The 14,100-nt window shown below is 61.3% G+C and carries 11 protein-coding genes and 1 pseudogene; 5 read left to right on the top strand and 7 right to left on the bottom strand.

Translation table 11 applies throughout. The features are described from left to right. Positions 1–151: 151 nt before the first annotated feature. Both G9U53_RS10900 and G9U53_RS10895 read right to left on the bottom strand, forming a co-directional pair. Entirely contained in the window at positions 152–790 is a 639-nt protein-coding gene (locus tag G9U53_RS10900) for a TetR/AcrR family transcriptional regulator (protein WP_058036983.1), read from the bottom strand. Continuing rightward, positions 778–2,550 carry an amidohydrolase family protein gene (locus G9U53_RS10895; RefSeq protein WP_058036982.1) on the bottom strand — a complete coding sequence of 591 codons (1,773 nt, stop codon included), beginning with the start codon at positions 2,548–2,550 and terminating at the stop codon, positions 778–780. The genes G9U53_RS10900 and G9U53_RS10895 overlap by 13 nt, the downstream gene beginning before the upstream one ends. Positions 2,551–3,415: 865 nt before the next feature. Between G9U53_RS10895 and G9U53_RS10890 the strand changes: the two genes are divergently transcribed. The 3 genes from G9U53_RS10890 to G9U53_RS10880 all read left to right on the top strand — a co-directional run bounded on the left by G9U53_RS10890 (position 3,416) and on the right by G9U53_RS10880 (position 7,875). Next, entirely contained in the window at positions 3,416–4,888 is a 1,473-nt protein-coding gene (locus G9U53_RS10890) for a hypothetical protein (RefSeq protein ID WP_156423044.1), read from the top strand. A gap of 612 nt (positions 4,889–5,500) precedes the next feature. Continuing rightward, positions 5,501–7,033: a long-chain-fatty-acid--CoA ligase gene (locus tag G9U53_RS10885; RefSeq protein WP_058036979.1), complete on the top strand. Its 1,533-nt coding sequence runs from the start codon at positions 5,501–5,503 to the stop codon at positions 7,031–7,033. Between the two features lie 89 nt (positions 7,034–7,122). Next, positions 7,123–7,875, top strand: coding sequence for an enoyl-CoA hydratase-related protein (locus G9U53_RS10880; RefSeq protein ID WP_058036978.1), 753 nt, complete (start codon positions 7,123–7,125; stop codon positions 7,873–7,875). Positions 7,876–8,173: 298 nt separating this feature from the next. On the opposite strand, the gene G9U53_RS10875 is transcribed toward G9U53_RS10880, so the two are convergent. Both G9U53_RS10875 and G9U53_RS10870 read right to left on the bottom strand, forming a co-directional pair. Beyond that, positions 8,174–8,650, bottom strand: coding sequence for an NAD-binding protein (locus tag G9U53_RS10875; protein WP_242692522.1), 477 nt, complete (start codon positions 8,648–8,650; stop codon positions 8,174–8,176). Between the two features lie 170 nt (positions 8,651–8,820). Next, a complete protein-coding gene (locus G9U53_RS10870) occupies positions 8,821–9,291 on the bottom strand; it encodes a DoxX family protein (protein ID WP_253741114.1) in 471 nt (156 codons plus the stop codon). A gap of 1,095 nt (positions 9,292–10,386) precedes the next feature. On the opposite strand from G9U53_RS10870, the pseudogene G9U53_RS10860 reads away from it, so the two are divergent. Beyond that, positions 10,387–10,641: pseudogene (locus tag G9U53_RS10860) on the top strand (hypothetical protein); the annotation flags it as partial. A gap of 421 nt (positions 10,642–11,062) precedes the next feature. Here G9U53_RS10860 and G9U53_RS10855 read toward each other — a convergent pair. After that, complete coding sequence (locus G9U53_RS10855; protein WP_058036975.1) at positions 11,063–11,245, bottom strand: hypothetical protein; 183 nt, start codon at positions 11,243–11,245, stop codon at positions 11,063–11,065. Positions 11,246–11,376: 131 nt separating this feature from the next. Between G9U53_RS10855 and G9U53_RS10850 the strand changes: the two genes are divergently transcribed. Next, the gene (locus G9U53_RS10850; RefSeq protein ID WP_156423043.1) at positions 11,377–11,526 is read left to right on the top strand and encodes a hypothetical protein; all 150 of its coding nucleotides are present in this window, start codon (positions 11,377–11,379) and stop codon (positions 11,524–11,526) included. Between the two features lie 249 nt (positions 11,527–11,775). Here the strand turns inward: G9U53_RS10850 and G9U53_RS10845 are convergent, their stop codons facing one another. After that, positions 11,776–13,176 (bottom strand): FAD-dependent oxidoreductase, encoded by a 1,401-nt coding sequence (locus tag G9U53_RS10845; RefSeq protein WP_058036974.1) that lies wholly within the window; start codon positions 13,174–13,176, stop codon positions 11,776–11,778. Then, on the bottom strand, positions 13,173–13,874 hold the full coding sequence (locus tag G9U53_RS10840; protein WP_165638676.1) for a transporter: 702 nt from the start codon (positions 13,872–13,874) through the stop codon (positions 13,173–13,175). Before G9U53_RS10840 ends, G9U53_RS10845 begins: the two co-directional genes overlap by 4 nt. Between the last annotated feature and the right edge of the window lie 226 nt (positions 13,875–14,100).

The raw sequence follows: 14,100 nt of genomic DNA, 5'->3' as shown, positions 1-14,100 counted from the left end.
CGGGTTGCAGAGGTCGAGCGGGTCATCCGAGCTTCGGACTCGGATTTGGTACGGCCCTATGACAACCGTAAAACGATGAGAACGGCGACGGCCTGCCCTCCCACCACCGAATAACCTCGGATGGTGGCCGTAGCGCGGGTTTGCGGCTTCGTCAGCCAGTGCTCTTAGTCTGCAGACCCAGCAGGCGGACCAGGACAGTCCCGATCGTGTCGGCTGGAATGACGCCCGGATCGGCGATCTCTTCGATGGCGAGACCGTTGTTCAGCGCCAGCATGGTGAACATGAGAATGCGCGACGAGACAGCTCCGTCTGCGCCCCAGCTGGAGAGCGCTTCGTCGGCCAACTCGGTCAATTGCTGGTGATACTCTCGGCGTTTCTCGACCCACCGCTCACGTAGCTGGGTATCGCGGGCGGCACGAAGCCAGAACTCGGTGAACAGCAACTGCCATTCGCGACTCTGCTGGATCGCAGCGGTCAGGTGCTGGCCGGCCGCCAGTGCGGACGCTTCGTCCATGACGGTAAGGTCCGCGTGGCCGAGAATCTCTCGGACTGATGCGATGCGGCCTGTCACCTCCCGGTCGAAGAGCTCGAAGAACAGGTCCTCCTTGCTCGCGAAGTTCGAGTAGAGTGCGCCGGTGGTGAACCCGGCGGTGGCCGCGATCTGTTGCATGGTGGCTCCGGCGAATCCGCGTTCCGCGAACACCGTGAAGGCAGCTTGCAGGAGCCGGTCGCGGACCTCGGAGCGGGGTGTGCGGCGGGCGACGGGGACTGGATTGCTCACGAGGACCATCCGGCGCTCGAGTGTGTCTTTCCGGCCCGTAGGAAAGAGCCAAAGCTTCGCGTCGTACCGAACCCGTCGGCGAAATTGCCATAGCGGTACACGAGATGTCCACCCACGATGGTCGCGGCCACTGCGTCGTCGTTGCGGTTGACCATTCGAGATACGCCCCCGAGCTCCTCGAGGGGGGCTTCGGCGTAATCGTCCGAGGACTTGGAGAGCCCGGCAGGGTCGATGACGGCGATGTCGGCGCGGTCCCCCAGCCGAAGGGTGCCAGCGTCGAGGCCGTACCAGTCGCCGAGTTCGCCGGTCAGCCGGTGTACGGCGCGTTCGAGGCTAAGGAACTCATGGCCTCCCTCTGCGGATTCATTGACTCGCCTCAGCAGCCTCAGGCCGGCGTTGTAGAACGCCATGTTGCGCAGGTGGGCGCCGGAGTCCGCGAAACCCATCTGGATCTGAGCGTTGTCCGCGATCCTGTCGAGCACTTCGGGACGGTGATTGGCGATGGTGGTACGCCAACGCAAAGCAACGCCGTGGGCTACCACCAGGTCAAGGAAGGCGTCCGCTGGATGAATGCCCCGCTCCTGCGCGACGCTGCCGAACGACTTGCCGATTACCTCGGTGTCCGGGCAGCTGACGATGTCGGCGTCGTACAGGTCGCGGTGCCATAGTTTCGGACCGAATTTGCGCTCGATGTCTTGGCGGAACTGGCGGCGGTAGACCTCGGAGTCCACGAGCTCACCGCGTTTGACTACGTCGCGCACGTTGAGAGCTGCGGCACCCGAACCGAACTCCTCGAAGACGACCAAGTCGATGCCATCGGCATAGACCTCGAACGGCACCGGCAGGTGCTGCCAGCGCAATTCCGAGGCCATCACCCGGTTCAGCAACGCCGTAGCCTTGGTCAGTACCCAGATCATCTTCGGATCTGCCTTGAGGTCTGCCGCAGCGAGCATCGTGGTCTTCAACGGGGCCCTGCCGCGACCAGCGCTCTGGGCGAAGAACTTGCCGATCTCGGCCTTGCGGGCAACATTAGGTGTGCACTGGTGCAGGCGCCCGCGTTCGCGGAGCACGCGGTTCAGAGCGCGGTACTCTCGCCAGCTCGCGTAGGTGGAGGGAAGCTGGCGCGATGGGTAGCGCACGCCGTCCAGCTTCGAGAACGAGCTTCTCACTGTCGACATTCCCACGAACCCAGCGTCGAGCGCATCGGCCAGCATCGCGCGCATCCGGCCCAACTCGACGGGAGTTGGGTGACTGTCTGGATCAGTGGCCCGATCCAGGCCCATAACCGCCGCGCGAAGGTCGGAGTGTCCGATAAACGCCGATACGTTGGGTCCGAGCGGACGGGACTCGAGCGCCTCCACGTAGCGGTGCGGATCTGACCAGCTCTGGTGTTCGTTGAGTGCTGACTGGACAGCGTCCCACGGCAGGGCCTCGACGCGTGAGAACAGATCCGCACAATCGTCAGGGGAGGAGAACACGGTGGAGAGGGAGCAGTTCCCGAAGATCACGGTCGTGACGCCGTGGCGCACCGATTCCGAGAGGCCCGAGGCAACCAATACCTCGGCGTCGTAATGCGTGTGGATGTCGATCAGGCCCGGCATCACCCACAAGCCCTCAGCGTCGACGACCTCCGCTCCCTCCGCCTCCAAAGGGCTGGTGCTGATCGCCGCCACCCGACCCGCCCGCACTCCTACGTCGCGAATAGCGGGTTGAGCACCGGTTCCGTCGAAGAAGCATCCGCCCCGGAGCACCAGATCGAAACCATCCACGATGGTCGCCTCTCAATTTCGATAACGACGATTATTCAGTAGCAGACATTATCGAAGACTTGCTGGGCCGTCAATACCCAACTCCGACCCCGGATTCACCAAACTTGGCATCCATGCAAGTGATCTCTCGGCACTGGAGACCTTCGCGTCCGGTGTAGCGCCGATGTTCACTCGGCGAATCACGGAAGCAGGCAATCATGGGACGTTCTATGCGAACCACACCGATCGCATCATCACACGCCCACCACAAGGCGGTCACATCCTCAGATCCGTTGTCGGGCAGCGCATATCCAGTAGACTTTGCGCCACGATGAACACCCTTCGTACACCGGCCGCCTCATCGTTCACCAGCTCCTTCGAGCAACTCGCCGCGACTTGAGCCGCCGCCGACCGATGGCAGTACGCACAGCAAGACATCGGGATGCGGATGACTGGCCCTTGCCCGCGAATGTGCGGACGAGTTGACCCTGAGTGGATTCTGAATGCTCTGCGCCCGACCGAAATGCCCCTTGCCGCCGATCATTTCGGCTGCATACAACAGCCACCCATTGACATACCCGTTGCATGTGAATACGTTCCGTATCTCACTTGAGTCGTTTTTCCATCCGGCCGGGAGAATGACGGAACAGGTGTTGCCATTCGGGCAAAGTCCGATCGTCGGCGAGGACATTGGAACCGTCGCACGAGGCGAAAGTCCAACCGTGCCACGTGAATCCGCAATCCACTGCGGTACAAGAGAATGCATCTGGAGGACATTGTGTACGTGAAGAGTCGGAATTGGAGTTACGGGAGGCGACGGGTAGAGACGCCCGCCGCTGACAGGATGTATCTGGGACTGTCTGTCGCCTTTGCTGTAGTCGCGACCTTGGCCGCGACATTGGCTGGCGTGGGGGTTGCGTCGGCCGATTCATGGTCGCCGTCACTCGAGGAATCAACTTTGGCGAAAACGTTCGAAACGACCGGCGGCTTAGCGAATCGACTTGACGAGCTCCCGGCCATAGCCGAAAAAACAATGGACTATCAGCGAAAGCGTGCGGAAAAGCTACAAGCGGATCCCGAACGACGCCCAAACCCCAACACTTGCTCCATTGCCCTCACATGCCTAATCAACCCGGATGTCACCGAGGACACTTGGCGTAACCGCGGGGGTAGCGTCGAGCAGGTCCTGTATACCTCCCGGAGCGGAGCCACCATTTCCGGGCACATCTGGGACATGCCCACTGAGGCTGATCAAGCGCGCAAGCCCGGCGTCATCGTCAACAACGGTTCACTGCTTGCCTATGAGGAAAGCTACTGGTACCTCGCCCAGAACCTAGCTTCAGCAGGCTATCTGGTCTTCACCTACGATACGCAGGGCGAGGGCATGTCCGATCAATTCGGTGAAGCGCCCGACGAAGTCGAGGCGGCGTTCGCTGGCATTCCCATTCTCGGACTCGCCGGCCCGCAAGCCAACGGCAATCTCCTCGACAGCCTCGGGGGTAACGGACTCCCCTTCTACGACGGTCAAATCGATGCCCTGGACTTCTTCTTGTCGAGCCCAGCACAGATATACGCGCCACAGCCGAGCCGCACCAGCGGAACCGACCACTCGGATAAGCAACGCAGCCGTGTGAGCCGCGGACTCAATGCGGCATACAATCCGCTGTGGGAAAGACTCGACCCCTCCCGTGTGGGCCTGACTGGACATTCCTACGGTGGTGTTGCTGCCAGCTGGAACGCCCAAAATGATCCACGGGTCAAAGCCGCAGTCGCCTTGGACAGTCAGTGCGTTCCAGCGGCGAAACCGCTGGATGAGATGGTGGCATTCACCACCGCGCGGGCAGCCCAAGCGCTCGGCCCTGTATCAGTACCCTTGGCCTACGGCTTCAACAAATATTGCTTTGGCGCACCCGATGTCCCAGCCCCACAGCTACGCACGCCAGTGCTCGGCATGAGTGGCGACTATCTGGCCTTTCCCATACCGCGTGTGCAGCCGCCTGATCCCCTGGCGAAATCAGAGGCTTCCTATGAAATGTCGGCACACGGGATAGATAGCGGCGACATCGTGATCCGCGCGGCCAACCACCTCGACTTCGCGGACACTGCGGGCCTTCTCCCCGGCACTTTTGATGCCAAGGCGATTGTCAGCTACTACACGATCGCGTGGTTCGACAAATACCTGAAGGTCGGCACCGACGCTGATGAGCGCCTCACCGGCGCACCCTGGCGCAATGTCCCAACCCCAACTGCCGCTGGTGAAAACAACCGGTTCTCCGCGCACTACAACTCGCGGATTGCCATTCGCCGCGACGACGGCAGCACGCTCACGTGTAACGATCTTCGGGCCGGTTGCTCCTGACCTTCGTGATCACAGCTCAACCGCCCGATGGTTACCTAGGGCCACCTCGTCCGCGCGGATTCCATTGCAGCTTTTCAGCAGTCGACCTGACCGGGTCAACCGGACAAACGCACGCGATCGAGTTTCGGGTCTACGCCGATTCCACTCCTTCCCTCCCTATCGAATCGAGGTGTGGGACAGCCCGGCGATGTCTGGGTACGCGTTGACCGCGGGTGCTGCGCCGGAACCGACGTCACGCCATGCTGCGATCCGAATCGTCGCGAAGTGGCGTCCATGGCGAGGGCCGCACCCAAGCGGTCCGGCGATCGACCAGGAATTGAACGACTTTCAGATTTCAAGCGGTCCGAATCGAAGGAATTCGGTTCCGATCACGACCGCCTCGAAGCCCTGCGGCACACCACTTCCTCAATCAGGTCACTGCCGACGACTACGACACGTCGAAGGCTCAACGATTCGGACTCTGAATGGAGCCGCCTTCACTCTGAACAAGATCGGAAATCCACGAAATCTGCTGCGCACCAAGCCAATACCGAAAATAGAAGATTTACATGCAATAGTTTTGAATACTGTCGCCACCGTCACACGGATGGAAATTCACAATGAAGGGCTACCGTGCATATCACCCAGTCACTGATCAACACTGCGCAAGCAAATCCCGACCATGTCGTCACGATCTACCGTGATCGCGCGCGAACGGCCGCGGAAACCATCGACCGAGTCGCCCGATTTGCAGGGGCACTTCGTGCTCTAGGCGCCGCACTCGGCGACCGAGTCGGCATCCTGGCGCTCAACAGCGATCGCTATCACGAGTTTCTTCACGCAGTGCCATGGGCAGGATGCGTCGTCACCCCGGTAAATGTGCGATGGAGCGCTGCCGAGATCGCCTACTCATTGGTTGACAGTCAGACCGACATTCTGCTTGTCGACGACAACTTTGCCCCGCTCATCCCAGATCTGCGCGAACTCGCTCCCAACCTGTCGTCGGTGATATTCATCGGCGAGACTCAGGCACCTGACGGAATGCTCGACTACGAGCAACTTGTCGCCGGCGCCGGTGCGGTCGAGGACGCGCGACGGGGCGGGGACGACCTCTACGGAATCTTTTACACCGGCGGGACAACCGGCAAACCCAAAGGGGTCATGCTCTCGCATCGAGCATGCCTCACCTCCGCGATGGGTTCAATCGTAACCGCCGACATCCTCAATCGCGGCGGGGTCCTTCTACATGCGGCACCGATGTTTCACTTGGCAGACCTCGCCGCGTGGCTCATCGCGTGCCTCACCCGCGCCACACATGTGATGGTGCCCTCGTTCACTCCGGCCGGTGTTGTCGAAGCCATCACCAGACACGGTGTTACCGACACACTTCTCGTTCCGACGATGATTCAATTGTTCGTAGACTCGCCGGAGGCGAAGAATTCAGACCTGTCGAGTCTCACGCGAATTGTGTATGGGGCGTCACCGATCTCCGAAGCCCTCCTCCAGCGCACCCTCGAACTCTTTCCGAAGGTACGTCTCAGCCAGGGATATGGCATGACCGAAATCGCTGCTATCGCAACAATTCTCACCGCAGACGACCACGATGATCCAACGCTCCGACGCAGCTGCGGGCGGCCCACAGCACACTCGGAAGTGCGCATCATCGGAACTGGCGACGTGGAACTTCCACGTGGTGACATCGGCGAGATCGTGGTCCGCGGAGATCACCTGATGTCCGGCTATTGGAACAAGCCAGCAGAGACTAGCGCAGTCATCCGAGACGGCTGGATGCATACCGGGGACGCCGGGTACATGAACGAGGATGGTTATGTATTCGTTGTCGATCGACTGAAGGACATGGTCATCACCGGCGGCGAGAACGTGTACACAATCGAAGTCGAAAACGCCCTCGCCAAGCATCCTGCAGTCGCTCAGGTTGCCGTGATCGGACTACCCGACGAAAACTGGGGCGAGCGCGTCCACGCCGTTGTCGTCCTGACTCCTGGCACATCGGTGAGCGAGGCGGAACTCCGCGACTTCTGCCGGATGCATATCGCGAACTACAAGCTGCCACGGTCGACGTCCTTCGTCGACGCTCTTCCTACCTCCGGTGCAGGCAAGATTCTCAAGCGCGACCTGCGCGAGTGGTACGGAACCGGCAGATGATTCTGACCAAGGACCGGTCCGGCTTACGGATCTGATTCCTTTCGCGGGCCTCCGCGACTTCCACCACCATTTAAAGAACGGAACAGACAATGCCAGACCTGGTCGACCTCCACCGCGATGGACAGACATTAGTCATCACCATGCGCCGCGAAGCCCGCCGCAACGCCATCGACGCGGACATGACGGCTGGCTTGGACGCCGCTTTCAACCTGCTGGACGACGATCCAGAACTTCGGGTCGGGGTCTTGGCTGGCGCCGGCGCAGTGTTCAGCGCCGGAACCGACCTCAAGGCGGGATCCGGCGCGACGGAACGAGGGGGAGAATACGGGCTGATCCGCCGGCGTCGCGCGAAGCCATTGATCGCCGCGGTCGACGCACCGGCATACGGCGGCGGGTTCGAACTGGTCCTTGCCTGCGACCTCGTGGTGGCCTCGAGCCGGGCCACCTTCAGCCTGCCCGAGGTCCAGCGCGGCGTCATCGCCACCTGTGGAGCGCTGTTCCGGAGCGCCCGCGCGCTACCTCGCAATGTCGCCGCCGAACTGCTACTCACCGGAGACCCCCTGACCGCCGATCGTGCCCATGTGCTCGGCTTGGTCAACGTCCTCACCGAACCGGGGGAAGCAATCGACGCGGCGATCGCCTTGGCCGGGAGAATCAGCAGCAACGCCCCGGTTTCGGTCAGCGAAACCCTCCATGCCATGGCTGCGGTCGATGCACCGGGTGACGAGCTCGGATGGCAGGTCACTGCGCGAGCTTTCGCCGCCGTGCTGGAGTCCGAGGACATCCACGAAGGCCTACTCGCTTTCGCTGAGAAACGATCGCCCCGGTGGAGCGGTCGATGATTAGTCAGCGCCGTGTCCGACCATCGAGAATTGATCGCCGTCGCGAGCCCTCGTAGTCTCGACGCAGCATTACCATCACGCGACCATGCCACGGCCCCTGCGGCAGGGGCGGAGACGGCGTCAGCATTGTGAGTGGAAGCGCGGAGCCTCAGTGCGAAACCAGACGTAGGTGGAGAAGCTTGTCGCCGGACTGCACCACACCGGCCGCCGGTGCCTCGACGCGGAACAACTGGCCATCGCGCACCACACCGAGCACGATGTCCTGCACTTCCGAGGCGCCTTGCCGACCTCCACGGATTCAACAGTGCGTTCCTCTACAGCGAACCCGCCTTGGGGGGTCCGGATGTCTTCGATCACTTCCACCACAGAGGAGTAGGGGGTGGCGATGACCAGGAGTCGGCCAGCGGTCTCCGCGGTGACGACCACCGTGTCTGCAGCAGATTGACGCAGAAGATGCGTGTTCTCCGATCCACGGAGAGCAGCGACGATGCGCGCCTTCGGAGCGAGTTGACGGGCACTCGATGGTGGACATGCGGTATCGCCGCGCGAGATAGGTGGCCACGATCATCGATGCCGTGTGCCCGGCTCCAGCCAGTTGCAGCAGGTCCAGCCTGGTAGCCGAGCCGTGCACGGTGACCAGACCTTGTCGCGACGCTACTTCCAAGACGGCCGGATCGGTGTCGGCCACCACCACGTCCGACGGCAGGAGCCCGGCGGCGAGCAATCGCGTCGATGGCGGTGAGCCTTTAGTGCCGTAGCCGACGACGGCGCGCATGCAATCTTCAAGGCCTGTCGGGAACTTTCGTCCCCACGCTAAACAATAGGTGCGCGGTCGGAGAAGCCGGCCGTCCTGCCGAGGGCGGTCAGGGCCAACGACAACAATGTTGCATAGTTATGGGCCACTTCGGATCATCTCATTCTTTCCAATTGACCGACACGACAACTCTATTCTCGTGTGGAGCGGTCACCAGCTGCGGTGATCAACGTGCTCCGGCGACGCTGCAGGACGCGGTCGACAGAGAGAGTTCCCGGCCCGACGAAGACCAGCAGGAACAGGGCCCAACAGAACATGGCGGCGGATTCACCGTCGTTCTGGATCGGTAGCGCACCCTTTTCCTGGTGGGTCCAAAAGTACGCGAAGGCCATCGATCCAGAACTGATGAACGCGACGAGTCGGGTGCCGAGGCCAAGCATCAAAGCGATGCCACCAACGACCTGGATGATGGCTCCCCACCATCCCGGCCATGCGCCGAACGCGTCGTTGACTCCGCCAGCGGGCTCCGTCGGCCATGACCACAGACTCGTGGTGCCGTGGCAGAAGAAAAGGAAGCCGACGACGATGCGGAAGGCCGCGATCGCATATTCGCTGGCGCCGGATAGGCGAGCACTGAGGGTTGTAGTCAGGGTTGTAGTCACCTGAAAAGATTAAGCATGGCTAGACCAAACTCGCATGACCAGTGACAGCTCTAAGCCTCCGAAACCCGTTTAGTTACGGTTTAGATATCTACGATTGGTTGCGAAGGTGTTCTGCATCACTCGAATCTCTCAGGCGGAATTGGCCGGTTGGCGCGGCTGGAGTCGCGCTACCGCGCTTGTGAGAGCATTTTTTACTTCTTCTTAAACGATCAGGACCTAGTTTTCCAGTCCGGTTGGTACTTTCTTCTCCACTTAAATCTATTTTTACAGCCATCTGTGATTAAAAGTATCGGAGGCGGCGAAGCCCGCGACGGAGCGGTGACACTCCCTGACGCGGATCGCTGGGTTAACGACAGACGATCGACAGCACCGACCACATCCAAGATGCTGCGCCTGCGGCTGACATTCTGTGATCACACCATCGAAATCGGGCGAGACATCATCTTTCTCGAAACCGGGCAACTCCCCACCTGCCCCAAAGCCCTCCTCTAACGGCATACTCGCGTCGCGCTGCGCTCTTGTCTGCCGCGGTCTTCGCTGGTGCGACCATAACTTAAATCTCCGCTGATCCGGTGGCGTCCCCCTGCTTGGTGGCCGGCCGCCGGGTTGGCACCAACACATCGCCGGCAACGGGCGCGGCGTTCGCACCTCCCACTCGGGTGGCTGGCGGGGTGATTGTGCGGGAGCGACGGAGGCCGGCCACGTGTGGTGTCGCGGTAGCTCTGATTTTTGCCTATTCCTGGGGTTGGGTTGATACTTTTTGCGGGTGACTTATATCCCGAAAATCGACCCCCACGCAGATAACCATGCTCGTTACAAATTGAAGAATGGCGAATTAAGCAATCGAATTCTTCTTGCGGCCCTATTGGATGTGTGGGGAAACCGCTGTTACATAAACGGTTGCGTAAAAGATTTTTATGATTACGCGATTGAGCACATAATTCCGCACACGACGAGTAAAGATGAGCTAGGAAAGTTACTGAAAGAGTTTGGTTCAGAGAAGGTGCAGGCACTGACTTTCGATGTTCATTCTCCACATAATCTGGCGCCCGCTTGCAAGAAATGCAATCGTCGTGGCAAGGGCAATAGGAATTTTTGCTGTGCCATCAATGCGACTTCGCCGGCTGCACCAACCCGGCACACATGCAGTTGGGAACCAATCGCAGCAACCGCAACGAATACGAGCTCCGGCGGCGCAACATCGCCAGCCCACTCGCCTACGTGCGAGGACCCGCGGGGCGCACTCGCGCCATCGCTGCCGCGATCCGTACCGGGGTCGAACAGAACCCAGGAAGCGACGTCATCGAAGAGCACATCGCTGCGGCCGAGGCTGCAGGACGTCCGCTCTGACTCTGGTAGCGAGGTTACGATACCGCCGATGCACTGTGAACACATTTTGTTGCAGTGCAGCGCCTTTCAACGACAAGATGACATAATATAAGTTATCGGTGAACGATACGGCTGGAATTATGCCGAGCTGCAACAGATCTGACCCCGAACGGACCACTCGGCAGGGACGATCAGCTGTGACGGTTCGACAGTGCCGCAACCGTAACCCCGGCTCTGCACATCAGAGCCGGGGAAGTGAAACGCCATCTGCGTTGAGCACACAACTCAGATGACCCTCTTTCGATGCGCGGCTAGTTATCCGCCCCGCACCTTCCATTATAAACCGCACAATCGGTATGCATTGCCTGAATCCCTTTCGGATAATCAGGCAAAGCTGTACGCCGCCGACAAATGAAATAGTCTGTGCGCTAGTACTTTCGGATTATCGAACTCCGCACAAATGGTTGTTGGTCATTCGGCGGTAGTCGGTCTGGCGACCGACCAATTCGTCGTGCACGATCTCTAGCCGGATCTGCTCACATCGGTTTCGTTTCGTGAGCTTCTCGAGTCGATGCAGCTCCTCGACCAACTCTGTCTCCGTCATCGCCTTTCTGACATCCTTCATCCGTTGAGCGCCTCCCGAACTCGTTGTTTCGTATCGGCGTACCCCAGATCGGTGATCCCGTAATCAAGTCAGGGAGTCGGGCACATGGATGTGACCTTCCATCGGGCATAACACCGGCCTAGCCTGGAATCATGGCTATTACGAGGAAATATGGGGCATTGTCCTCATTCGATCTGGGTGAGGAGATCAACGCCTACGTCCCTGCCAATTCCGGCCGGTTATGGGGAGTGACAGGACGGTTGGTCGGAGTGCGCACACTCTCGCAGGCGACGAACGAGTAACCCGTGCGAGCGTCGAGCTGGGCGACTGTCAGGTGGTGAAGTTCGCCGCGTCCTCCGACTCACATCCCGACGGCGTCATCGATTGACCCAGCTGGTGAAGGGGCTGGACTCTGTACGTGTGTGCCCTCATCGACAAACATCCCCGCCCACCCCCGTGATGAAATCTACCGACGATGACGCGGCCGCGCGAGATAAAAGAGAGGCGGAAGAAAAAGATTGTCCGCGGCGCCTCGCCGATGCCGAGAAGATTTACCCAACGCGTTTCGAGCCGCTAACACGGAAACCGGTGTCGGCCGATCGCGCGTGCGCATAGCGCCGCCGCGCGATCCGCTTGCTCCGGTTCAGCGCGTCGTTGAACCGGTCGAGGGCCCAGGCCGCTCGGACGCCGAGGCGCCCCATGATCAGGCCGACCGCGCGGCCGAACCGCGGCTCGTCGGCCCACACGGTGCGCAAGTCCTCCGGCATCGTTCCCGTCGCTATCCGATCGGCAATGAGAGCGCCGATGTACGGCGCCTGCGCCAGGCCGTGGCCGTTGCACGCGAGTGAGTAGTAGACGTTGCCTCCGGTCGTTCCAGCCACGGGCAACCAACTCGACGTGATGCCGATCCAACCGCCCCACGCCCGGGCGATGGCGATGTCCGCGAGCGGCGGGAACCGCCGGGCGAAGGCCTCCGCCAGGTCGGCCACGACTGACGGATCCGGAGTACGTTCTGGGAGAGGGTATTCGATGGCGCGCTCGATCTTGCGCACTCCGAACACAATGGTGTTGCGCGAGGTGAGGCGGTAGTTCTCCATGATGTTGTGCTGCGTGACGAGCCCGGATCGGCTCGTCCAGCCGAGCGCGGCGATCCGCTCCGGGTCGATCGGCTCGGTCTCGACCTCGGTCACCCACATCGGGGAAGACAACCGCTTCGGGGTGATGTCCCACTCGCCCGCGCAGGCGTTCGTGGCGAGGACGACGGTGCCCGCTCGGACGATTCCGCCGGGGGTCTCGAGGACCACGTCACCGCCCTCCCGGACGACGTAGGTCACCTTGGACTGTTCGAAGACCCGCACCGACGAGCCGAGCACCGCTGCGCGCAAGCCTCGGAGAAACTTCCCCGGGTTCATGATGCCGCCGTGGACCTCCCGCATACCGCCGAGGAATCCGTGGGGGATCCCCAGCTCGCGGGCGTTACCCTCCTCGACCTCGGCACCGGCCCTGCGGAGGATCTTCGCGATCCGCCGCGTCCGGCCCAGCTGACCGCGCGACACCGCTGCGAAGACGTTGCCGGTGGCCTCATAGTCGCAGGCGATCCCCCGCGCCGCGATGAGCTCCTCCACGTGCGCCGCAGCGTTCTCTGTGAGGCGGATGATCGCCGGCATCCGCTTGCGGTACAGCAGATCCAGGAGCTGAATGTCGCCGCCCGGCGCGCTGGCCAGCTGCCCAGCGTTGCGCGAGCCGGCACCGCGCCCACAGAACGCCGCTTCGAGCAAGATCGTGTCCACGCCGTACTCCGCGAGCCGCAGCGCTGTCGCCATCCCGGCGAGCCCACCGCCGATCACCGCGACGGAGCAGGTCAAGTTCTCCCTCAGCGGAGGACGTACGTCGGCGGGCGGATCGATCCACCCCGAGAAGTCGGTGTAGACCGTGTTCGTCGTCGCGCTCATGCCTGCTCAGCCCCCTGAACGACGACCGTGCCGGCGCTGCCCGCACCATCCACGGCGCGGTTGTGCGCGTCGAAGGCCACGTACGAGCGGTAGATCACAAGCATGGCCAGGCCCCAGGTGAACAGCGCAAGGATGTAGAACAACGTGTGGTTGGCGTCGTCACCCGGGATGTGCCAGAAGTCGTAGATAGACGCGACTACAACGTTGAGGGCCGTGGCGATCCACACCCAGACCGCGTGAGCGTGCTCGCCGAGCGCCCACAGTCGCCGTCCGTAGTACACGAAGAAAGCGCTGACGCCGAGCGCCATCACCAGGAAGAACACCTTGCCAGGGGTGCCGATCTCGATTGCGAACTCGGAGAGGAAGTAGCCGAGCACCGCTGCAAGGGCAAACGCGCCGACCTCGACGGCCGTCGTGGGCTTGTACCTGTGCGTGACCATGAGTAGGCCGAGCACCAGGATCACGGTGAAGCCGATCGACCGGGAAAACGCGTCCAGGAAGAACGCAAAGTGGTACATCGGCGAGTCAGTCCCCGCCTTGAGCAACCCGTAGATCAGGAAGTTCGATCCTGACGTACCCATGATGATCCACTCAAGGCCGATCAGCCAATTCGAGTAGTTCCTGATGAACTTCACACCGCAGATGACTCCGATGGCGATCATCCAGATGTCCGCTGCAGCGAAGAGCAAGTCGCGCATGGTTCGTTCCTCCGTGAGATGTGATCCGTGTCTCGTGACGTCTCTCACGTTGTCGCGGCGAACCCCGCGCGCGCTACAACGAGGTGCAACATCCAGGGCCGAGTGACGCAACACCATGCACCAGATGATGCGATCTCCGTTGGCCGTCCCCAAGGGGCGTGTGCACATTGCACTACCTCTTCAAGAACTAGGAGCAGTGTGTTGTGGCTCATGCGACACCTGACCC

It is taken from the genome of Rhodococcus sp. D-46 (assembly GCF_011290655.1).
In the GTDB taxonomy this organism is placed as follows: Bacteria; Actinomycetota; Actinomycetes; order Mycobacteriales; family Mycobacteriaceae; genus Rhodococcus_F; species Rhodococcus_F qingshengii.
The sequence above is the reverse complement of the archived record's forward strand: the minus strand, read 5'-3'. Positions and strand labels throughout refer to the sequence as shown.

Excerpts from the sequence above, each read along its gene's own strand:
- G9U53_RS10900 (WP_058036983.1), bottom strand. The coding sequence starts at position 790 with ATGGTCCTCGTGAGCAATCCAGTCCCCGTCGCCCGCCGCACACCCCGC.
- G9U53_RS10880 (WP_058036978.1), top strand. The coding sequence starts at position 7,123 with ATGCCAGACCTGGTCGACCTCCACCGCGATGGACAGACATTAGTCATC.
- G9U53_RS10875 (WP_242692522.1), bottom strand. The coding sequence starts at position 8,650 with ATGCGCGCCGTCGTCGGCTACGGCACTAAAGGCTCACCGCCATCGACG.
- G9U53_RS10855 (WP_058036975.1), bottom strand. The coding sequence starts at position 11,245 with ATGAAGGATGTCAGAAAGGCGATGACGGAGACAGAGTTGGTCGAGGAG.
- G9U53_RS10850 (WP_156423043.1), top strand. The coding sequence starts at position 11,377 with ATGGCTATTACGAGGAAATATGGGGCATTGTCCTCATTCGATCTGGGT.
- G9U53_RS10845 (WP_058036974.1), bottom strand. The coding sequence starts at position 13,176 with ATGAGCGCGACGACGAACACGGTCTACACCGACTTCTCGGGGTGGATC.
- G9U53_RS10840 (WP_165638676.1), bottom strand. The coding sequence starts at position 13,874 with ATGCGCGACTTGCTCTTCGCTGCAGCGGACATCTGGATGATCGCCATC.